Origin of the sequence: Saccharopolyspora sp. NPDC000359, assembly GCF_040300525.1 — a bacterium.
Classification (GTDB): domain Bacteria; phylum Actinomycetota; class Actinomycetes; order Mycobacteriales; family Pseudonocardiaceae; genus Saccharopolyspora.
Genome location: NZ_JBEPDU010000027.1, coordinates 55,890 through 77,016 on the forward strand (window position 1 = coordinate 55,890; position 21,127 = coordinate 77,016).

Sequence of the window (21,127 nt, forward strand, 5' to 3'; positions counted from 1 at the left end):
CCAGCGCGCTCAGCTGTGGCTGTGCATCACGTGCTTGATGCGGGTGTAGTCCTCGAAGCCGTAGCGGGAGAGGTCCTTGCCGTAGCCCGAGTGCTTGAAGCCGCCGTGCGGCATCTCCGCAACCAGGACCATGTGCGTGTTCACCCACACGCAGCCGAAGTCCAGGTCCGCCGTGAAGCGCTGGGCCCGGCCGTGGTCGCGGGTCCACACGCTGGAGGCCAGCGCGTAGTTGACGCCGTTGGCCATGCTCAGGGCCGCCGCCTCGTCGGCGAACGGCTGGACGGTGAGCACCGGGCCGAAGACCTCCTCCTGCACCACCTCGTCGTCCTGGCGGACGCCCGCCAGCACCGTCGGCGCGAAGAAGCAGCCCTCCTCCCCGATCCGCTCACCGCCGACGAGCACCTGGGCGTGCTCGGGCAGGCGGCCGATGATGCCCTGCACCCGCTCCAGCTGCGCGGCGTTGTTCAGCGGCCCCAGGTCGGCGTCCACATCGGACGGTGGTCCGCAGCGCAGGGCGCGGACCTCCTCGACCAGCAGGCGGGCGAACTCCTCGGCGACGGACTGCTCCACCAGCACGCGGGTCGCCGCCGTGCAGTCCTGCCCGGCGTTGAAGGTGCCCGCCGCCGCGATGCCCGCAGCCGCGGCGCGCAGGTCCGCGTCGGCGAACACCAGCGCGGGCGCCTTGCCACCCAGCTCCAGGTGCACCCGCTTGACGTCCTCCGCCGCCGCGGCGGCGACCTGCCGCCCGGCCCGGGTGGAGCCGGTGATCGACACCATGGCGGCGGCGGAGTTCGCGATCACGGCCTGCCCGGTCTCCCGGTCGCCGCACACCACGTTGAGCACGCCCGGCGGCAGGACTCCCGCCGCCACCTCGGCAAGCAGCACCGCGGACACCGGCGTGGTGTCGGCGGGCTTGAGCACCACGGTGTTGCCCGCCGCGATCGCCGGGGCGATCTTCCACACCGCCATCAGCAGCGGGTAGTTCCAGGGCGCGACCTGCCCGACCACGCCGACCGGCTCGCGCCGCACGTACGAGGTGTGCTCGGGCGCGTACTCGGCGGCGGCGGTGCCCTCCAGCACGCGCGCCGCCCCGGCGAAGAACCGGATCTGGTCGATGGAGGCATCCACCTCCTCGCTGCGGGTGGTCGCCACCGGCTTGCCGGTGTTGTCCACCTCCGCCGCGACGAACTCCTCGGCGCGGCGCTCGACCTCGTCGGCCAGCTGCAGCAGCAGCCGCTGCCGGGTCGCGGGCGTGCTGCGCCGCCACCCGGCGAAGGCACGCCGGGCCGCCTCGTAGGCCGCCTCGACGTCCTCAGTGGACGAAAGCGGCGCGGTGCCGAACACCTTCCCGGTGCAGGGGTCGACCAGGTCGGTGGTGAGCCCGCCGCGGGCGTCCACCGCGCGGCCGTCGATGATGTTGCGGATCTGGCGCATCAGCGTCCTCCGGGCAGGATGCAGAGCAGGTCGTAGAGCACGTGCGCGGCGGCGATGCCGGTGATCTCGGCGTGGTCGTAGGCCGGGGCGACCTCCACCAGGTCGGCGCCGACCACGTTGAGGTCGGTCAGCCCCCGCACCACCTCCAGCAGCTCGCGGCTGGACAGCCCACCGGCCTCCGGCGTCCCGGTGCCCGGCGCGAACGCCGGGTCCAGCACGTCGATGTCGATGGACAGGTACACCGGCCGCGACCCGAGGCGGGCCCGGATGCGCTCGATGATGGTGTCCAGCGGGGTCCGGGCGAACTCCCGGCTGTGCACCGCCGCGAAGCCCATCCGCTCGCTCTCGTCCAGGTCGAGCTTCGAGTACAGCGGGCCGCGCAGCCCGACGTGCATGGAGTGCTCGAAGTCGATCAGGCCCTCCTCGGCGGCGCGGCGGAACGGGGTGCCGTGCGTGTGCGGCGCGCCGAAGTAGGTGTCCCAGGTGTCCAGGTGCGCGTCGAAGTGCAGCACCGCGATCGGCCCGTGCCGCTCGTGCTGCACCCGCAGCAGCGGCAGCGCGATCGTGTGGTCGCCGCCGATGGTCAGCAGCGTGCGGCGGGTGCCGGACAGCTCGCGGGCGCTGCTCTCGATGGTGCTGATCGCCTCGTCGATGTCGAACGGGTTCACCCCGACGTCACCGGCGTCGGCCACCTGCCGCGCGGCGAACGGTTCGGCGTCCAGCGCCGGGTTGTACGGCCGCAGCAGCCGGGAGCTCTGCCGCACGTGGTTGGGGCCGAACCGGGCGCCAGGCCGGTAGCTGACGCCGGTGTCGAAGGGCACCCCCCAGAGCAGCACGTCGGCATCTGGCACGTCGGTGAGCCGGGGCAGCCGCGCGAACGTGGTGTCCCCGCCGTAGCGCGGCACGCGCGTGGCGTCGACCGGACCGATCGGGTGGTTCATGCTCGTTCCTCCAGTACTTCCCGGGCTCAGCCCTCAGCCGCCAGGATCTCCGCGGCCGTGCGCTTCCCGGACTCGATCGCGCCGTCGATGAAGGCCCGCCAGCGGCGGGCGGTGTGCGAACCGCTGAAGTGCACCCGGCCCTCGGCCCGGCCCACGCACAGCTCGTACTTGGCGAACTGCCCGGCGCGGAACGTCGCCCAGGTGCCCTTGGAGTACTCGTCGTGCACCCAGGCGTGCGAGTGCGCGTCGAGGACCTCGGCCTCCGGCGCGAACTCCCGCACCGCGCGCTGCACGTCGGCGAGGTCGTCGGCGTCCACGCGGTCGTGCTCCGGGGCGAAGCAGACCAGCACCACACCTCGGTCGGTGGTCTTCATCGCGCCGACGTAGTCGAAGCTGGTACCCCAGCCGAACCCGCTGATGTCCTCCGGCACGTTGCGCGCCAGCGCCCAGATCTTCTGGCCCTGCCCGGCGTGGTTCTCCCGGGAGATCGCCAGCTTGTCCGCGGGCAGCGCCGGGGAGAACTCGATGTCCTGCCACACGCCGACCGGCGTGGTCATGACCACGCGGTCCGCGCGCACCACCCCGCCTTCGTAGGTGACGGTGACGCCCTCGTCGTCGGCCTCGACCGCGCGCACCGGGCTGGACAGCCGCAGCTGCGCACCACCGTCGTCGCGGATCGCCCGCGCCAGCGACGCGGTGCCGTCGACGAAGGTGTGGCCCAGCACGCTGGCCTGCACCATGCCCCACAGCGAACTGTCCATCGAGGAGCACCAGCGCAGGATGTCCAGCGCCGAACCGGTGTCCTCGCTGGCGTTGGCGCAGCCGCAGAACCAGGACATCATCAGCTCCTTGGCACCGCCGGTCAGCCCGGCGTCCTCCGCCCACTGCCGGATCGGCACGTCCAGGTCGGCGACGTCCTGCTCGGACAGCGGCCGCCGCGGGTCGAACCGGGACGCGTCGGTGATCAGCGCCCGCACCGCGCGCTCCAGCTGCTCGTACTCCTGCGGCGGCACCGGCAGCAGGGTGTCCAGCACCTCGCCGTGGTCGGACCAGGTCATCCGGGCGGGCAGCTCGCTGTCCTCGACCGCGATGCCGTAGCGCTGCACCTCGGCCCACACGTGCTCCTGCTGCGGCACGATCCAGGTGCCGCCCATCTCCAGCCCCACGCCGTCGAAGACGTCCGGCTGGTACCAGGTGGAGCCGCCGATCCGGTCCCGCGCCTCCAGGACCAGCACGTCCTTGCCCGCTTCGCGCAGGTCGCGGGCGGCGGTGAGCCCGGCGAAACCGGCGCCGATGACGACCACATCGCAACGTTGCATCGCACTTCCTCGTTCGTAGCTCGACAGGTCAGACGTTCGCGGTTGCCCGCACGTCGGGTTCGGTGGGCACCGGTTGCGGACTGCCGATGCCCAGCAGCAGGTAGCTGGCGGCGGTGGCCGCGGCCGCCAGCACGAAGCTCAGGTCGATGCCGCCGCTCAGCGCCAGCAGCGGCCCCTTGTACAGCGCGGTGTCCACCGCCAGCAGCCCGACCAGCGAGCCGACCGCCCACGCCGCGGCGGCACGCAGGTTCCAGCCGCCCGTGTACCAGTAGATGCCGCCCCGCGAGCGGCGGTTGTAGACCTGCAGCGCGTCCGGGTCGTAAGCGCCCCGGCACCGCACGAAGCCGATCAGGGTGATCACCGCCCACGGCGTGCCGACCGCGGTGAGCAACAGCACGAACGCGGTCACCGCGTCCTGGGCGTCCCAGGCGAAGTAGCCGAGGAAGACCAGCACCGTGGAGATCGCGGAGGTCAGGACGGTCGCCTTGACCCGCGACAGCGGCGGCACGATGGCATCCAGGTCCAGGCCCATGCTGTAGATCAGCACCCCGGCGTTGCCGATGGTGCCGAACACGCCGTTGAGCAGCAGCGGCAGCAGGAACCACAGCGGTGCGGCGGCGACCAGCGAACCGACGTAGTCGTCGGCGGCGCGGGAGGCGAAGGCGGTGAACGTACCGAACAGCTGCGGGATCAGCAGGCCGAGCAGCATCCCGGCGCAGGTCGCGCCGAACACCTCGCCCGCGGAGTGGCGGCGCGGCGAGACGTAGCGGCTGTAGTCGCCGAGCAGCGTGATGAACGCCATCGGGCCGCTGAGCCCGGCGGCCACCACGGACAGCGCCCAGGTCGGCCAGAAGTCGCCGAGCAGGTAGCCGGTGCCGGTCACCGGGCCGGTCTGGAACTGGTCGGCGTAGGCGAACACCCCGACCGCCATCAGCAGCACCGTGCCCAGCGCGACCCACTTGCTCAGCCTGGTCAGCAGCTGGTAGCCGAAGATCGCCACCAGCACCGACAGCACGGCCAGCACCGCGTAGGTGAGGCTGTGGCTGACCCCGTCGTCGGGCAGCCCGAACACCCGGTGCAGCGGGCCGACCACGGCCGCACCACCGGTCCACACCGTCAGCGCCGCGTACCCCAGCGACAGCAGCAGGCCGATGACCGAGCCGATCAACCGCCCGCGCACCCCGAAGTGGCCGCCGCTGCTGGTGGACAGGTTGGTGCCGGTACGGAAGGACACCAGCGCCAGCGGCGCGACCAGCAGGGTGCCCAGCAGCGTCCCGACGACCATCGAGCTCGCGGCGGGCCAGAACCCCAGGCCGAACGAGGCGGGCAACCAGCCGAAGATCACCACCCCGAGGCAGAGGTTCGAACCGAGCAGGATCCCGGCGATGTCCCGGGGCCGCCCGGTGCGGTCGGCGTCGGGGATGGTGTCCACGCCGTGCGTCTCGATGCTGACGGGCGCGGCCGGTCTGGGGTCTGGGGTCATCGTCGACCTCCTCAGCGGGGAACGGGATCCGGTGGCCGCGCGGCACCGGAACACAGCGTGGTCCCGGTCACCGCCCCGAGGAAGTCACCGATCCTCCGAAGTCCCCCACCACCGTTGGACGATCACACAACCCCCGCAGACGATCGTCCGACAGCCACCTCCCAACACGACCCCCACGAGGACCAGACCCCAGATCCCATCGAAATCGCACGAAACCCCGACACGCCCACAGCACGCCGACCAACGACACACCAGATACGCGCAGTTTCAACTGAAACTGCGACGAGCTCCCGACACACCAACGACATGCCGGGGCCACGACACACCGGGTGAGCACAGTTTCAATTGAAACTGTGAAAGACACCGACAGCACGTCCGACCAACGACACGCCGAATGGGCGCAGTTTCAACTGAAACCGCAAGGAGCTCCCGACACATCGACGGCGTGTCGGAGTCACGACACACCATTTGTGCACAGTTTCAATTGAAACTGTGGAGAGGTCCCGACACGCCGACGACATGTCCGGATGACGACACGCCGGGTGCGCACAGTTTTAATTGAAACTGCGAGGAGAAGCCGGCACATCGACGGTGTGTCGGGGTCACGACACACCATTTGTGCACAGTTTCAGTTGAAACTGTAAGGAAGTCCCGACACGCCGGCGGCGTGTTCGGGTGACGACACACCGGGTGGGTGCAGTTTCAATTGAAACTGCGGGGAGGGGGCGACACGCCGGCGGTGTGTCGGACGGTGCGGCGGGTGGGTGGGGCTTCGGGGGAGCTGGGTGCTTCGTGGGTCAGGACTGGTGGAGGGCTTTGAGGGCGAGGTAGAGGTCCACCCGGTCTGCTGTGGTGGAGAGGGTTCGACCGGTCAGCTCCTCCACGCGGCTCATGCGGTGGCGGAGGGTGTTGATGTGGACGTGGAGGCGTTGCGCCGCTTCCTGCCAGCGGCCGCCCGCGTCGAGGTACACCGCCAGGGACGGCAGGAGGTCGCTGCCGCGGCGTTCGTCGTGGTCGAGCACCGGGCCGAGCAGGGCGCGGGACGTCGCCGCCAACAACTCCGGGTCCTGCGCCGAGAGCAGCAGCGCCGGGCTGCTCAGCTGCTCGTGCGTCATCCAGCCGCGCTCGCTGCGCGAGGACACCGCTTCCGCCGCGTGCGCCGCCTGCAGCAGGCTCACCCGCAGCTCCGCGGCGGTGCCGGGCTTGCCGACACCGACGTGCACGCCGGTCATCGCGTCGTGGATCCGCCGCGCCAGCTCCGCCGTGCTGTCCGGCACCCGCGCGAACGCGACGACGTCGCTGCCGCGCTGCGCCGCCACGCCGTCGGTGCCCAGCAGGTCCCCGAGCCGCAGCGCCACGGCGTCCGGGCTCGCCGTCCGCACCACGACCGCGGCGAGCGGACCGTCCGGCGGCAGCCCGAGCGAGTGCAGCCGGGTGCGGATGGTGTCGATCCCGACCGCTCCGCTGTGGACCCATTCGAAAAGCTCCCACGCGTAGCGCAGTTCAGTCGCGCGGACCGCCCGGGTGCGCTCGATCTCCAACGCGATGAACGGCATCGCCTGCACCACGGCGGCCTGCTGCTCGACGTCGAGCTCCTCGGTCGGCCGGGGCAGCAGCAGCTCCGCCTCGGCCAGGCCCTCACCCACCAGCGGCAACGGGTGGTTCGGCGTCGGCACCTCACCGGCCACCGGGCCGCCCGCGACGCGCACCGCCACCGGCTCGCCGAGCTGCCTGGCCAGCGTGCTGACCACGGTCCCGACACCCCGGTCGATCCGCAGCGCGGCCACGATCGCGTCGTGCTGCGCGAGGTGCCGGCGCAGCGGGCGTTCCCACTCCGCCCGCTTGGTGGTGACGAAGGCCTCCACGATCTGCAGGAACGCGACTTCGACGGGCACCACGAAGCAGGTCAGCCCGCGGTCGCGCGCGGCGTTCACGAACTCCTCGGGCACCTGCGTCTCCGGCGGCACCAGGCCGAATCCGACGGCGGCGACGTCGGCAGCGACGAGGTCGGCCACGAAGGCCTCCGCGGTGATCCCGGCGGTGCGCCACACCCCCGCGGTGAGCACCACCTCGCCGCCGCGCAGGAACCGCCCTGGTGCCTGGATCTCGATGGTGTGCACCCAGCGGATCGGCCGGTCGACCCGGCCGCGCACCCGCACCCGCAGGTCGAGTTCCGGCCGGTTCAGCAGATCTTCGACGAGCACCGCAGCACCTCCGTCACGCGCCGAGCACTTGCAGGGCCAGCCACAGCTCCGCGCGCACCCCGGGCTGGTCGAGGTCGCGGCCGAGCAGGTCCGCGACCTTGTGCACGCGGTTGCGCAGGGTGTGCCGGTGCACACCCAGCCGGTTCGCCGCCGGGTCCCACTGCCCGTGGTGCGCCAGCCAAGCGTGCAACGACCGCAGGAGCACGTCCTGGTCGCGGAGCGGTGCGAGCACGGCTTCGGCGAAGGCTTGCGCGTCGCCCTCGGGCACCAGGTCGAGCAAACCGCGCCCGGCCAGGTCGGCGAACCGCACCGCGGCATCACCGCGCTTGGCCACCTGCGCCGCCTGCTCGGCTTGCCGAAGGCCTTCGGCCAGGTCAGCCGTGGTGCACGGCTCGGACACTCCGACGGCGAGCCCGGGCTGGCCGGTGAGCCAGTCCAGCGCATCGTCGCCCGCCAGCCCCACGACCGCGTCGCCGCGCTCGGCCAGGTAGGCGGGCGCGCTCGGCTGGTCGGCGACCAACCTGGCCAGCAGCTCGTCCTGGTCGCGCGCCCCCTGCAGCACGACCACCCGGAACGGTTCCGGCGGGAGTTCGGCGTGCAGGTCCCCGAGCACGTCCTGCACCGGTTCGCCGCGCAGCATCAGCTCCAGGAAGCCCGCCCGCAGCCGCCGCCGCGCCGCGCCCAGCGCCTCGACCTGCTCCAGGGCGAGGGTCAGCAGCGACGCCGCCGAGTTGATCACGTGGTGGTCGGCGGTGCCGAACGGCCCGCTGCGGCCCACGACCAGGAACCCGCGCGCCCGGCCGCCCAGCGCCTGCATGCTCACTTCCTGGCCGCCGAGCGAGAACCCGGCCGCGGCCAGGCCCCGCTTCGCCCGCATCCTCTCCACTTCGGACGCCAACTGGCCCAGCCGGGACCCCGCCGCGACCGGCGCGCTGTGCAGCAGCCGACCACCGGGATCCAGCAGCAGCACCCAGGCGTCGAGCAGCCGCGCGAGCTTGCGCACCAGCGCGTTGACCCCTTTGGTGGTGCCCGCGGCCTGCGCGAGCTCGTGCTGGGCGCGGCTCGTGCGCCGCAGGCTCGCGTACTCGTCGGCGGCGACGGCGCGCGAAACCGCCTTGCTGATCGCGATGAACGGGGTCGGGCGGGGCACTTCGAGCAGCGGCAGCCCAGCGCGCTCGGCGGCTTCCACCAGCGCCGCGGGCACCGCCCGGTGGCTCAGCCCGACGCCGAAGCCGAGCCCCGCAGCCCCCACCGAGGTCAGCCGCTCGACCAGCCCGCCGCAGTCCGCGCCGCGCAGCGCCAGGCCGGTGGTGAGCAGCAGCTCGCCGCCTTCCAGGAACGGTGCCGGGTTGGCCAGCTCGCTGGTGTGCACCCAGGCGATCGGCCGGTCCAGCGCCTGCTCACCGGCCCGCGCGGTCAGCCCCAGCTCGCTGTCCGCGACCAGGTCGCGCAACGTCAGCGGCACCGACGACCTCCCGCCATTGTGTCCAACACCAGACCCCGAGTTAACCAGATCGTCACCTGTTCGGATCGGTGCCTCCCGCCGAGTCTGGTCCCAGACCAACACCACCAGGAGGCCCCGTGACCACCACCCAGGCGCGCGTGCTGCGCACCGAGATCCCCGGACCGAACTCCCGCGAGCTGCAGCGCCGCCGCGACGCGGCGGTGGCCGCCGGTGTGGCCAGCGTGCTGCCGGTCTACGTCACCGAGGCATCGGGCGGGGTGCTGCAGGACGTCGACGGGAACTCGCTGATCGACCTGGGCTCGGGCATCGCGGTCACCAACGTGGGCAACGCCGCCCCGGAGGTCGTCGAGCCGGTGCGCCGCCAGGTCGCCGAGTTCACCCACACCTGCTTCATGGTGACGCCCTACGAGAACTACCTGCAGGTCTGCGAGGAGCTCGCCGCGCTCACCCCCGGCGACCACGACAAGCGCAGCGCGCTGTTCAACTCCGGCGCCGAAGCGGTGGAGAACGCAGTCAAGATCGCGCGCCGGGCGACCGGTCGTTCCGCGGTCGTCGCCTTCGACCACGCCTACCACGGCCGCACCAACCTGACCATGGCGCTGACCGCGAAGTCCGTGCCCTACAAGCACGGCTTCGGCCCGTTCGCCCCGGAGGTCTACCGAGTGCCGATGTCCTACCCGGCGCGCGACGGCCGCCCCGGGGAGCAGGTCGCGCGGGAGGCGGTGGAGCGGATCGACAAGCAGCTCGGCGCCGACCAGGTGGCCGCGGTGCTGATCGAGCCGATCCAGGGCGAGGGCGGGTTCATCGAGCCCGCACCGGGTTTCCTGCCCGCGATCGCGCAGTGGTGCCGCGACAACGGCGTGCTGTTCGTCGCCGACGAGATCCAGACCGGGTTCTGCCGGACCGGCGCGTGGTTCGCCTGCGACCACGAGGACGTGGTGCCGGACCTGATCACCACCGCCAAGGGCATCGCCGGCGGCCTGCCGCTGGCGGCGGTCACCGGCCGCGCGGAGCTGATGGACGCGATGCCGCCGAGCAGCCTGGGCGGTACCTACGGTGGCAACCCGATCGCCTGCGCGGGCGCCCTCGGCGCGATCCGCGCGATGCGCGAGCAGGACCTGGCCGCTGCCGCGCGCGCCATCGGCGACCTGGCGATCCCCCGCCTGCGCGCGCTCGCCGAGGACACCGACGCGATCCTCGACGTGCGCGGTCGGGGCGCGATGATCGGCATCGAGTTCGTCAAGCCGGGCACCACCGAACCGGACCCGGAGACGACCGCGCGCATCGCCAAGGCCTGCCACGCGCAGGGCGTCGTGGTCCTGACCTGCGGGACCTACGGCAACGTGATCCGCCTGCTGCCGCCCCTGGTGATCGACCACGCCCTGCTGTCGGAAGGCCTGGCGGTCCTGGAGGGGGCGATCCGCGAGCACGCCCGGTGATGGACCGGGCCGCGGGCGCTCCTGCCGGGTAGCCGCGCCCGCGGCCCACCCCACACCACCGGGCCCGGGGATTCACCCCACTACCGCGTGACGGAGCTTGATCCGCGCGTTGCGCTGGGCCCAGCATGTCGCCCGTGAGGAACGCGGAGTGCACCGAGATCACCGCCGACGGGGAGATGCGCATCACCCTGCCCCGGGCGATCATGCGGGCGGCTGGCATCGAACCCGGGATGCCGCTGGTCGCCTACGAGGAGGACGGGCAGATCGTCGTCGAGATGCGACCGGCGGCCTGGACCGGGATGCCGGCGTTGCGCGGTGAACCGGTGGGCGCCGAAGGGCTCGCGTGACCGCAGCCAGGCCCGGACCCGAGCCCGTCAGCGCAGCGGGTGCCGGTCGAAGAAGTCGAGGATGACCGGGGTCGCGTCCAGCACGGCCGGTTCGTCCGAGTCCGGGTTCGGGTGGGTGCTCGGCCAGTCGTGGCCCAAGCCCGCCACCCGGTAGTGCTGGACCGAGCTGCCCCGCTCGCAGCCCCGCCAGGTGCTGACCCGCACCCCCTCGCCGTGGTCGCGGACCACGGGCTCGGCCGCGCAGTCGTTGCGCTCGGCCCAGGAAGCCAGCCACTCCGGGATCGGCGGCAAGCCCTTGTCCGGGTTGCCGTGGTACGGGATCGTGCTGTCCGCGGTGCCGTGGAAGTCCAGGACCGGTGCCGCCCGGCCTGGACCGCAGTCCCCGCCCTGCGGGTAGAACGCGCCCGAGACCGGCGCGAACGCGGCGATCCGCTCGCTCATCCGGCAAGCCAGCACGCCGGTGAAGCCACCGCCGTTCGACTTGCCCGCCGCGTAGATGCGCCGGGGGTCGACGCAGAACTCGCGCTGCAGCTCGTCGAGCAGGTCGCTGGTGAACAGCACGTCGTCGACGTCCGCCGAGTACGGCGCGCCCTGCCAGGCGGTTTCACCGTCGGTGCCGACGACGCCCTGCGGGTACACCGCGAGCACCCCGGTCCCGGAGAACTCGGAGAGCTCCTCCTGGTACTCCGACGTGCGCTTGTGACCGTGGAACGACAGCACCAACCTGGTCGGCTGCGCGGGCCGGTAGTCCTGCGGGACGTGCACCAGGTAGCTGCGGGTGGTGCCGCCGGAGTCGATCGTGCGGGTCTGCGACGTCCCCGGTGGCACGGGCGACGGGCTGCCGCACCCCGTGGACCGCACCGGGTGGTCGACCACCCCCGGTGGCGCGGCCTGCGCGGGCACCCCGCTCAGCACCACGGCCCCGATGGCGGCCAGCACGGCCCCCACCCACCTGCGCCGGACAACTCCTGCTCCACCACAAGGCATCGTCGCCTCCTGATCCCAGCCACCAACGGCAGCAGGATCATGGAGCACTGATCACCCAGCAGTCACCATTGTGTTCATTGCGTTCACAACTGCCACCTGGGCATCAGGGGCAGCAGCTCACTCCTCCGCGGCGAGCTGGCCGCAGGCGGCGGCGATCTCCTGGCCACGGGTGTCGCGGACCGTGCAGGGCACGCCCGCCTCGCGGACGCGGCGGACGAACTCGCGCTCCACCGGCTTCGGGCTGGCGTCCCACTTGCTGCCCGGCGTCGGGTTCAGCGGGATCAGGTTCACGTGCGCGTACTGGCCGAGGTGCCGGTGCAGCAGCTTGCCCAGCAGGTCGGCCCGCCATGGCTGGTCGTTGACGTCGCGGATCAGCGCGTACTCGATGGAAACGCGGCGCCCGGTGTGGTCGGCGTAGCCGCGCGCGGCCTCCAGGACCTCGGCGACCTTCCAGCGGTTGTTCACCGGGACCAGGGTGTCGCGCAGCTCGTCGTCCGGGGTGTGCAGCGACACCGCCAGCGTCACGTGCAGGCCCTCCGCGGTCATCTTCCGGATCGCCGGGACGAGCCCCACCGTCGACACCGTCACCGAGCGCTGCGAGAGCCCCAGGCCCTCCGGCGCCGGGTCACAGATGCGGTGCACCGCGTTGATCACCCGGCGGTAGTTCGCCAGCGGCTCGCCCATGCCCATGAACACCACGTTGGACAGCCGCCCAGCCCCACCGGGGACCTCGCCGTCGCGCATCGCGGCGGCCGCCGAGCGCACCTGGTCGACGATCTCGGCGGTCGACAGGTTGCGCTGCAGACCGCCCTGGCCGGTGGCGCAGAACGGGCAGGCCATGCCGCAGCCCGCCTGGCTGGAGATGCAGACCGTGGCGCGGTCCGGGTAGCGCATCAGCACGCTCTCCAGCAAGGTGCCGTCATGAGCGCGCCAGAGCGTCTTGCGGGTCGTGCCCTCGTCGGTGACGAGGTTGCGGACCTCGGTGAGCAGCGGCGGCAGCAGGCCTTCGCCGAGCTTGGCGCGGCTGGCGGCCGGGATGTCGGTCATCGACTCGACGTCGGCGTTGAGCCGGCCGAAGTAGTGGTGCGCCAGCTGCTTGGCGCGGAACGGCTTCTCGCCCAGCTCGACGACGGCGGCCTTCCGCTCGTCGGCGGAGAGGTCGGCGAGGTGCCGCGGGGGCATGCCGCGGCGCGGGGCGTCGAAGACGAGAGGCAGGGAAGTCGCAGACATAGCGCCCACCATCCTCCCACGCCCGGTGACGACCTTGGTGGCGGCGGTCGCTCGCGGTATGGTTTTCGTCGTGGCGAAAACCAGGTCCGCACGCATCCGAAACTCATCTCTCGCCGCAGCGGCGTCCCTGCTGCTCACCGCGGCCTGCGGAACCGGTTTCAGCCAGCCCGACGACGGGCGCAAGCAGGTCGTCACCACGTTCACCGTGATCGCCGACATGGCCCGCAACGTGGCTGGCGACGCGATCGCGGTGGAGTCGATCACCAAGCCGGGCACCGAGGTCCACGAGTACGAGCCGACCCCGAGCGATGTGCTCAAGGCGGCCAAGGCCGACCTGGTCCTGGACAACGGACTCGGCCTGGAGCGCTGGTTCGACAAGTTCGTGCAGCTCAGCGAGGCCGAGCACGTGACGCTGAGCAGCGGCGTCGAGCCGATCGCCATCCGGGGCGGCGAGTACCGGGGCAAGGCGAACCCGCACGCCTGGATGTCGCCGCGCACCGCGATGACCTACGTCGCCACCATCCGCGACGCGTTCACCCGACTCGACCCGGCGCACGCCGCGACCTTCCGCGCCAACGCCGACGCCTACCAGCAGCGGCTCGCCGAGATCGACCGGTACCTGCGCGAGGAGCTGGCGAGCCTGCCCGCCGAGCACCGCGCGCTGGTCACCTGCGAGGGCGCGTTCTCCTACCTGGCCCGCGACGCGGGGCTGCGCGAGGCGTACCTGTGGCCGGTCAACAGCGACTCGGAGGGCACGCCGCAGCAGATCAAGGCGACCACCGAGTTCGTCCGGGAGAACGGGGTCCCCACCGTGTTCTGCGAGTCCACCGTCAACGACAAGGCCCAGCAGCAGGTCGCGCGGGAGACCGGCGCGCGGCTGGGCGAGCAGCTCTACGTCGACTCGCTGTCCGGCCCGGACGGCCCGGTACCGACGTACCTGGACCTGCTGCGCCACGACGCCGAGGCGATCGTCGCCGGACTGCGGGGTGAGCGGTGAACCTCGCGATCAGCGCGCACCGGGTGACCGTCCACTACGGCGAGACGCTGGCGCTCGACGACGTGTCGGTGGAGATCACCCCGGGGCGGGTCTGCGGGCTGCTGGGCATGAACGGTTCCGGCAAGTCGACGCTGTTCAAGGCGTTGATGGGGCTGGTCCGCCCGGACTCCGGTGACATCCGACTGCTCGGCCGCGACCAGCGGCAGGCACGGCGGGACGGGTTGATCGCGTACGTGCCGCAGTCCGAGGCCGTCGACTGGACGTTCCCGGTGACCGTGGGCGACGTGGTGATGATGGGCCGCTACGGCCACCTCGGCCCCACCCGGCGCCCCAAGCAGCGGGACAAGGCCGCGGTCCGCAGCGCGCTGGAGCGCGTCGGGCTCACCGAGCTGGCCACCAACCCGATCGGCGCCCTGTCCGGTGGCCAGCGCAAGCGCGCGTTCGTCGCGCGCGGTATCGCGCAGGAGGCGCAACTGCTGTTCCTCGACGAGCCGTTCGCCGGGGTGGACAAGAAGTCGGAGGCGACCATCAGCGACCTGCTGCGCGCGCTGAGCGCCGAGGGCCGCACGGTGGTGATCTCCACCCACGACCTGGCCAGCGTCCCGGCGCTGTGCGACGAGGCGGTGCTGCTCCAGCAGCGGGTGATCGCGCACGGTCCGGTCGACGAGGTGCTGTCCCCGGAGACCCTGGCCCGCACCTTCGGCGTCGAAACCGCGGCGGAGTCCTCATGACCAGCACCGCGCGCCCGCCCTCCGAGGTCTCGACACAACTTCCATTGGGATCGCGTCGCACCGGGAGTGCGCTGACGGCGGAGGGGACCGAGTGACCGACATCCTCCAGTGGCTCGTCGAACCACTGCAGTTCGGCTTCATGCAGCGCGCCCTGCTGGTCAGCCTGGCCGCCGGACTGGTCTGCGCCGTGTTGTCCTGCTGGATCACGCTGATCGGCTGGTCCCTGCTCGGCGATGCCGTCTCGCACGCGGTGCTGCCCGGCGTGGTCCTCGCCTACGTGCTGGCCCTGCCGTTCTCGCTCGGCGCGTTCCTGTTCGGCACCCTCGCTGTCGGGTTGATCGCCGGTGTCCGCAACACCACCCGGTTGAAGGGCGATGCCGCGATCGGCGTGGTGTTCACCGGCCTGTTCGCGTTGGGGTTGGTGCTGGTCTCCCGCATCCCCAGCCAGGTCGACCTCAACCACATCCTGTTCGGCAACGTCCTCGGCGTCACCGACTCCGACATCCTGCAGGTGCTGGTGATCGCCGCGGTCGTGCTGGCCGTGGCACTGATCAAGCGCCGCGACCTCACGCTCTACGCCTTCGACCCAACCCACGCCCACGCGATCGGCCTCAACCCGCGACGGATCGGCGCGCTGCTGCTGACGATGTTGGCGCTGACCGTCGTCGTGGCACTGCAGGCCGTCGGCGTCATCCTGGTCACCGCGATGCTCATCACGCCGGGTGCCACTGCCTTCCTGCTGACCAAGCGCTTCCCGAAGATGCTCACGGTGGCGGCGGCGCTGTCGGTGTTCAGCAGCGTCCTGGGCACCTACCTGAGCTTCCACCTGGACACCTCGACCGGCGGCATGATCGTGGTCTGCCAGTCGGTGGTGTTCGGGCTGGTCCACCTCGCCGCGCCGGAGCAGGGCCTGGTCGCGCGGGCGGTGCGCCGCCGGGCCGGTGCAGCGCCCTGCGGTCGGCGTCTGACCAGCGATGGCGCGCGAACCACCTTCGAGGAGGCACCCCGGCCGCCCGTATCGTGAAAGCATGACGAGTATGGCCGAGCGTCCGTCGCCGTCCGTCGAGGACTACCTCCGGGCGATCTACGGGCTCAGCGAACGAGGCGTGCCCGTCACCAACGCAACCCTGACGCAGCGCCTCGGCCTGAGCCCCTCATCGGTGTCCGGCATGATCAACAAGCTGGACCAGCTCGGCCTCGTCACCCACGTCCGGTACCGCAGCGTCGAGCTGACCTCGGAGGGCCGCCGGCTGGCCCACGACGTGCTGCGCCGCCACCGGCTGATCGAGCTGTTCCTGGTCGAGGAGCTGGACTACAGCTGGGACGAGGTGCACCGCGAGGCCGACGCCCTGGAGCACGCGGTCTCCGACGAGCTCGTCGCGCACATCGCCGCCAAGCTCGGCAACCCCACCCACGACCCGCACGGCGATCCGATCCCGACCGCCGAGGGCTGGATGGAGGAGCCGCAGACCAAGCTGCTGGACCAGGTCGACCCCGGCACCGTCGGCACCATCGCGCGGGTCTGGGACACCGACTCTGAGCTGCTGCGCTACCTCACCGAGCACGGCATGACGCTGGGCTCGCGCATCGAGCTGGTGGAGCGCAAACCGTTCGGCGGGCCACTGGTGGTGCGGGTCGGCGAACCCCCGGAGGACGAAACGCACTTCGTGGGCAACGAGATCGCCGCGGCGCTATCGATCAGCGTGCACCGGTGAACCGTCGGTGAACCGCGAGCCGACCGAGCGCGCGGTCACCACCCGGGCGCGTTCCGGCTGCTCCGCGGGCTCCTCGCCGTAGATCTGCTCGGTCACCAGCCGACCGTGCAACTCGTCGGTCCGGTGCGCGCCCAGCACCGCGAGCAGCAGGTCGAACCGGCTGTCGGTCAACGCCACCGCCACGTAGCAGAACCCGGCCAGGCCGATGAACACCAACCCGGACACCCACACCACGGGCGCGTCCTGCACCAGGAACATCACCGCGAGGGCCAGCACCAGGGCGGACCCGAACGCCACGGCCCGGGCGATCGACACCTGCTTGAGCAGCGAGCGGAAGGCCGGGTACTGCTCGCACAACTGGCGCAGGATCCGGCTGCGCTCCCGGCGGTCCAGCTCGGCAAGCCGGCTCAGGCCCGCGGTGACCGGCTTCGCCGCGCGGTTGGCCATGGCTGCTCCTGTACCCCGGGTGCTTGCACGAAAGGCACTCGACGCACGTGCACGCACGCTGAGTGACCACTCCTAGTCGATCACGCTGGCCGTTCAGGATCAAGGCGTCATTCGGGGGCGTTCGGTTGCGATGAAGGCACCGAGGAGTAACGCCACCAGGTGGCGCACGGGTTCTTGATCGGCCGCAGGGGTTTTCCCCGCCGGAACGGCGGTCACCCTCCGAGGTAGCCGGGGCCGCTGGGGAGCCCCGCGGAAGCGCCGGAGGAGGAGCGATGGCCATCGCGAGGGGCGCGCCCGCCTGGGTGGACCTGGCCACCACCGAGGTGTCCGCCGCCCGGGACTTCTACACCGGCCTGTTCGGCTGGCACTGGATCCAGCGGCCGGACTACAACATCGCGGTGAAGGACGGGACGCCGGTCGCTGGTGTGCTGCCGCCGGAGACCGACGCGCCGACCGCTTGGACGCTGTACCTGGAGTGCGGTTCGGTCCGCCGCGCCGTGGAGCACGTCCGCGCCCTGGGCGGGAAGGTGCTGGTCCCGCCCACGGAGACGCCCGCGGACGAGATGTTCCTGGTGGCCGAGGACCCCACCGGGGCGGTGGTCGGCCTCTGGGAGGCCCCGCCCGGCGGCACCTTCGGCTGGGACCACGCGGGCACGCTCTGCTGGGCCGAGCTGCACACCCGCGACGGCTCCGCGGCCGACCCCTTCTACGCCGACCTGCTGGGCTACCGCCAGGAGCAGATCGGCGAACCGGGCGAGAGTTTCGACTACACGGTCTGGTACGTCGACGACCAGCCCGCCCTGGGCCGGTTCGAGACCAGCCTGGTGCTGCAGGAGGACGTGCCCGCGCACTGGCAGCTGTACTTCCAGGTCAACCCGGACCACACCACCGACTGGACGACGGCGCGGGCCGCGGAACTCGGCGGCCAGGTCCTCCGCGAACCCTCGGACTCACCCCACGGCCGGGTCGCCCTCCTCCGGGACGTGGTCGGCGCGACCTTCTTCGTCATCGACACCGCTCAGCGCACCGGCGAGTGATCACGGGCGCAGCAGCCCGGAGGGCTTGCGGCGGATGCGCAGGCGGTAGCGGACCGGAAGCGTGCAGCCGGTGGTCTCGCGGGCCGCGCGGGCGGCGACCTTCGCGGAGAACTCGATGCGCAGGACCGCTTCCAGGGCTTCCCGGTCGTCGAAGCGCCAGACGGTGTCCACCGAGGTGCTGTCGAAGTCGTGGAGCTGGAAGAACGACTCGACCGCCACCGGGTCGACCTGCGGCGCGTCCGCGCGCATCCAGTCGCCGTAGGGCGAGCTGCCCGCGTCCAGGTCCACGATCGCGAGCACGCCGCCCGGCCGCAGCACCCGCTCCGCCTCGGCCAGACCCGGTTCACAGCCGGGCCCGAAGAAGTACGCCGTCCGGGCGTGCACCAGGTCCGCGCTGGCGTCGGCCAGCGGCAGCTGCTGGGCGGGCGCCTGCCGGACGTCCACGCCGGGGGTCCCGGCCACCCGGTGCCGCGCCCGCTCGACCAGCGGCTGGTGCGGTTCGACACCGATCACGCTGCGCGCCTCGGCGGCGAACAGCGGCAGGTGGAAGCCGTCCCCGCACCCGATGTCGACCACGTCCCGACCGGCCCAGTCGCAGCGCTCGCGGAGCGCGCTCCACAACGCGCCGGTGGCGTCCTGGGCCTGGTTCTCGACCTCGAACAGCTCCGGCCAGTGCCAGATGTTCGGGCTCGGGGTGACCTGCGGCCGAGCCGCTCCCCGCCAACTGCGCATCAGTGCCTGCCCACTCCGGTCGTGTCGCGAAGGCGGTCGCCCCACCTCGTCGAGGAGGCGCTCAGGTCGGGATGAGCCAGAAGAGCATCATCCAGGCGGCGGCCGCGGACGGCAGGAGCGAGTCCATCCGGTCCATCAGGCCGCCGTGACCGGGCAGCAGGTTGCCCATGTCCTTGATGCCAAGGTCCCGCTTGATCAGCGACTCCATCAGGTCGCCCAGCGTCGCGGTGCACACCAGGGCAGCGCCGAACAGCACGCCCTTCCACCAGTCGCCGCCCAGTAGCAGCGTCACCGACAGCGCCCCGGCCACCACGCCGACCAGCATCGACCCGGCGAAGCCCTCCCAGGACTTCTTCGGGCTGATCTTCGGCGCCATCGGGTGCTTGCCGAACAGGACGCCGAACGCGTAGCCACCGGTGTCGGAGGCGACGACTCCGATCATGAAGCACAGCGCGCGGAACGCGCCGTCCTCCGGCCGCACGAGCATCGCGGCGAACGCGGCGAACAGCGGGACGTAGGACGCGGTGAACACCGACGCGGTCACGTCCCGCACGTAGCCGTCGACGCCGTGCCGGAACCGCCACGCCAGGCAGGCCAGCACGGTGATCACGAACGCCACCAGCGTGCCGCGCAGGCCGAACGGCCAGGACAACCACACCATGGCCTGCCCGCCCACCAGCACGGGGACCAGCGAGACCCGGATGTCCGCGCCGCGCTTGAGCGCGCTGGACAACTCCACGCTGGAGACCGCCACCGCGGCGGCGACGATGCCGATGAAGACGAAGCGCACCATCAGCAACGAGAGGATGATCGCGGCGCCGAGCACCACCCCGACGCCGATGGCGGCACGGAGGTCGCGTCCGGCCCGGGAAGGACGCGAAGGCGGGTCCGGGGCGCCAGCGGGCATTCCGGACTCACCTTCGCACTGGCCGGCCGTCACCACTCAGACCTCGAGCAGTTCTGCTTCCTTGTGCTTCACAAGGTCGTCGATCTGGGCGGTGTAGCGGTGGGTGAGGTTGTCGAGCTCCTTCTCGCCGCGGGTGCCCTCGTCCTCACCGGCCTCGCCGTCCTTGACGATGCGGTCGATCTCTTCCTTCACCTTGCGGCGGATGCCCCGCACGCTGACCTTGCCGTCCTCGCCCTTCTGCTTGGCGAGCTTGACCATCTCCTTGCGGCGCTCCTCGGTCATCTGCGGGATCGCCACCCGGATGAGCTGACCGTCGTTGGAGGGGTTGACGCCCAGGTCGGAGTCGCGGATGGCCTTCTCCATCGCCGCCAGCTGGCTGGCGTCGTAGGGCTTGATGACCACCAACCGCGCCTCCGGCACGGAGACGCTGGCCAGCTGGTTCAACGGCGTCGGCGAACCGTAGTAGTCGACGACGATGCCGGAGAACATCGCGGGGTTCGCACGGCCGGTGCGCACGGTGGCCAGCTCGTCCTTGGCCCGCTCCACCGCCTTTTGCATCTTCTCCTCGCCTTCGAGAAGAGCTTCGTCGATCACGGCTGCTCCTTAAGTCTGCCGACCGGTGGACATTGCAAGTGTCGCCCGCGGTGCGCCGCCGCCCTGCGGCGGGCCCGCGACCAGATCAGGATCCCACCAGCACCGTCAGGCCGACGCGGCGGCCGGGGTGCTGACCAACGTGCCGATCTTCTCCCCGCCGACCGCGCGGGCGATGTTGCCCTCCTGCAGCAGGTTGAACACCAGGATCGGCATGTGGTTGTCCATGCACAGGCTGAACGCGGTCGCGTCGGCGACCTTCAGGCCGCGCTCCAGCACCTCGCGGTGGGTGATGCTGTCGAACAGCTTCGCGTCCGGCGTGGTCTTCGGGTCCGCGGTGTAGACGCCGTCGACGGCCTTGGCCATCAGCACGACCTCGCAGCCGATCTCCAGCGCGCGCTGCGCGGCGGTGGTGTCGGTGGAGAAGTAGGGCATCCCGGTTCCCGCACCGAAGATGACCACGCGGCCCTTCTCCATGTGCCGCATGGCGCGGCGCGGGATGTAGGGCTCGGCCACCTGGCCCATGGTGATCGCGGTCATCACGCGCGTGTCGATGCCGTGCTCACGCTCCAGGAAGTCCTGCAGAGCCAGGCAATTCATCACGGTGCCCAGCATGGCCATGTAGTCACCGCGGGCCCGCTCCATCCCCCGCTGCTGCAGCTCGGCGCCGCGGAAGAAGTTGCCGCCGCCGATCACGATGGCCACCTCGACCCCGTCGGCGACGATCTCGGCGATCTGCCGGGCCACCGTGCCGACCACGTCCGGGTCGATCCCGACGCTGCCCCCGCCGAACATCTCACCGCCCAGTTTGAGCAGCACCCGGCCGTAACCCCGCTGCGTTGGGCCCTCGTCGGTCACTGATTCCTCCTGCGAGGTTCTGCTGTGGTCAATTCGCGTTGGTGGGCACCTGGCGGAACCTCATGCGTCTTCTCGGCCGGGACGCGGCCGCCCGGGCCCGTCCTCGAGAAGGCGCATGAGAACCCGCAGGTCGTGAGCCCACCGCTGTTCAGTGCAGTCGAACGCGTCGCACTTCTCAACCGCGCGGACCGCGCCGCCGCGGGCGCGGTACCACGATCTTGCGAAAGCGCCCCGCCTTTCCACGAAGGCGGGGCGCCGAAGCC

The 21,127-nt window shown here is 71.6% G+C and carries 20 protein-coding genes; 7 read left to right on the plus strand and 13 right to left on the minus strand.

Annotated features, from left to right (window positions below; genetic code table 11):
* Nucleotides 1-9: 9 nt before the first annotated feature.
* The 6 genes from ABT324_RS18530 to ABT324_RS18555 form a co-directional block, all read right to left on the minus strand.
* Nucleotides 10-1,434, minus strand: coding sequence for an aminobutyraldehyde dehydrogenase (locus ABT324_RS18530; protein WP_351178594.1), 1,425 nt, complete (start codon nucleotides 1,432-1,434; stop codon nucleotides 10-12).
* Entirely contained in the window at nucleotides 1,434-2,375 is a 942-nt protein-coding gene (gene speB / locus ABT324_RS18535; RefSeq protein WP_351178597.1) for an agmatinase, read from the minus strand. Before speB ends, ABT324_RS18530 begins: the two co-directional genes overlap by 1 nt.
* Nucleotides 2,376-2,401: 26 nt before the next feature.
* Nucleotides 2,402-3,694, minus strand: coding sequence for a flavin monoamine oxidase family protein (locus tag ABT324_RS18540; protein WP_351178600.1), 1,293 nt, complete (start codon nucleotides 3,692-3,694; stop codon nucleotides 2,402-2,404).
* A gap of 28 nt (nucleotides 3,695-3,722) precedes the next feature.
* Entirely contained in the window at nucleotides 3,723-5,177 is a 1,455-nt protein-coding gene (locus ABT324_RS18545; protein ID WP_351178603.1) for a purine-cytosine permease family protein, read from the minus strand.
* Nucleotides 5,178-5,974: 797 nt separating this feature from the next.
* On the minus strand, nucleotides 5,975-7,381 hold the full coding sequence (locus tag ABT324_RS18550; RefSeq protein WP_351178606.1) for a helix-turn-helix domain-containing protein: 1,407 nt from the start codon (nucleotides 7,379-7,381) through the stop codon (nucleotides 5,975-5,977).
* Between the two features lie 13 nt (nucleotides 7,382-7,394).
* A complete protein-coding gene (locus tag ABT324_RS18555; protein WP_351178609.1) occupies nucleotides 7,395-8,846 on the minus strand; it encodes a PucR family transcriptional regulator in 1,452 nt (483 codons plus the stop codon).
* A 116-nt stretch (nucleotides 8,847-8,962) separates the two neighbouring features.
* Between ABT324_RS18555 and gabT the strand changes: the two genes are divergently transcribed.
* Together gabT and ABT324_RS18565 are read left to right on the plus strand one after the other, a co-directional pair.
* Nucleotides 8,963-10,285, plus strand: coding sequence for a 4-aminobutyrate--2-oxoglutarate transaminase (gene gabT, locus ABT324_RS18560; protein WP_351178612.1), 1,323 nt, complete (start codon nucleotides 8,963-8,965; stop codon nucleotides 10,283-10,285).
* Nucleotides 10,286-10,419: 134 nt separating this feature from the next.
* The gene (locus tag ABT324_RS18565) at nucleotides 10,420-10,632 is read left to right on the plus strand and encodes an AbrB/MazE/SpoVT family DNA-binding domain-containing protein (RefSeq protein WP_351178615.1); all 213 of its coding nucleotides are present in this window, start codon (nucleotides 10,420-10,422) and stop codon (nucleotides 10,630-10,632) included.
* A 27-nt stretch (nucleotides 10,633-10,659) separates the two neighbouring features.
* On the opposite strand, the gene ABT324_RS18570 is transcribed toward ABT324_RS18565, so the two are convergent.
* A complete protein-coding gene (locus ABT324_RS18570) occupies nucleotides 10,660-11,571 on the minus strand; it encodes a CE1 family esterase (protein ID WP_502949759.1) in 912 nt (303 codons plus the stop codon).
* Between the two features lie 165 nt (nucleotides 11,572-11,736).
* Complete coding sequence (gene rlmN / locus ABT324_RS18575) at nucleotides 11,737-12,849, minus strand: dual-specificity RNA methyltransferase RlmN (RefSeq protein ID WP_351178621.1); 1,113 nt, start codon at nucleotides 12,847-12,849, stop codon at nucleotides 11,737-11,739.
* Between the two features lie 70 nt (nucleotides 12,850-12,919).
* On the opposite strand from rlmN, the gene ABT324_RS18580 reads away from it, so the two are divergent.
* The 4 genes from ABT324_RS18580 to ABT324_RS18595 all read left to right on the plus strand — a co-directional run bounded on the left by ABT324_RS18580 (nucleotide 12,920) and on the right by ABT324_RS18595 (nucleotide 16,292).
* Complete coding sequence (locus ABT324_RS18580; protein ID WP_351178624.1) at nucleotides 12,920-13,846, plus strand: metal ABC transporter substrate-binding protein; 927 nt, start codon at nucleotides 12,920-12,922, stop codon at nucleotides 13,844-13,846.
* On the plus strand, nucleotides 13,843-14,577 hold the full coding sequence (locus tag ABT324_RS18585; protein WP_351178627.1) for a metal ABC transporter ATP-binding protein: 735 nt from the start codon (nucleotides 13,843-13,845) through the stop codon (nucleotides 14,575-14,577). The genes ABT324_RS18580 and ABT324_RS18585 overlap by 4 nt, the downstream gene beginning before the upstream one ends.
* Nucleotides 14,578-14,668: 91 nt before the next feature.
* The gene (locus ABT324_RS18590; RefSeq protein ID WP_351178630.1) at nucleotides 14,669-15,601 is read left to right on the plus strand and encodes a metal ABC transporter permease; all 933 of its coding nucleotides are present in this window, start codon (nucleotides 14,669-14,671) and stop codon (nucleotides 15,599-15,601) included.
* Between the two features lie 13 nt (nucleotides 15,602-15,614).
* On the plus strand, nucleotides 15,615-16,292 hold the full coding sequence (locus ABT324_RS18595; protein ID WP_502949761.1) for a metal-dependent transcriptional regulator: 678 nt from the start codon (nucleotides 15,615-15,617) through the stop codon (nucleotides 16,290-16,292).
* Here the strand turns inward: ABT324_RS18595 and ABT324_RS18600 are convergent.
* On the minus strand, nucleotides 16,269-16,739 hold the full coding sequence (locus ABT324_RS18600; protein WP_351178636.1) for a hypothetical protein: 471 nt from the start codon (nucleotides 16,737-16,739) through the stop codon (nucleotides 16,269-16,271). The two genes, ABT324_RS18595 and ABT324_RS18600, sit on opposite strands and share 24 nt — an antisense overlap.
* 272 nt (nucleotides 16,740-17,011) lie before the next feature.
* On the opposite strand from ABT324_RS18600, the gene ABT324_RS18605 reads away from it, so the two are divergent.
* The gene (locus ABT324_RS18605; RefSeq protein ID WP_351178639.1) at nucleotides 17,012-17,776 is read left to right on the plus strand and encodes a VOC family protein; all 765 of its coding nucleotides are present in this window, start codon (nucleotides 17,012-17,014) and stop codon (nucleotides 17,774-17,776) included.
* Here the strand turns inward: ABT324_RS18605 and ABT324_RS18610 are convergent, their stop codons facing one another.
* From ABT324_RS18610 to pyrH, 4 genes are all read right to left on the minus strand, one after another.
* Entirely contained in the window at nucleotides 17,777-18,508 is a 732-nt protein-coding gene (locus tag ABT324_RS18610; protein WP_351178642.1) for a class I SAM-dependent methyltransferase, read from the minus strand. It lies immediately after the preceding gene.
* Between the two features lie 61 nt (nucleotides 18,509-18,569).
* Nucleotides 18,570-19,415 (minus strand): phosphatidate cytidylyltransferase, encoded by an 846-nt coding sequence (locus ABT324_RS18615; protein ID WP_351178645.1) that lies wholly within the window; start codon nucleotides 19,413-19,415, stop codon nucleotides 18,570-18,572.
* Nucleotides 19,416-19,451: 36 nt separating this feature from the next.
* Nucleotides 19,452-20,009, minus strand: coding sequence for a ribosome recycling factor (gene frr / locus ABT324_RS18620; RefSeq protein ID WP_150067541.1), 558 nt, complete (start codon nucleotides 20,007-20,009; stop codon nucleotides 19,452-19,454).
* A 105-nt stretch (nucleotides 20,010-20,114) separates the two neighbouring features.
* Nucleotides 20,115-20,864, minus strand: coding sequence for a UMP kinase (gene pyrH / locus ABT324_RS18625; protein ID WP_351178648.1), 750 nt, complete (start codon nucleotides 20,862-20,864; stop codon nucleotides 20,115-20,117).
* Between the last annotated feature and the right edge of the window lie 263 nt (nucleotides 20,865-21,127).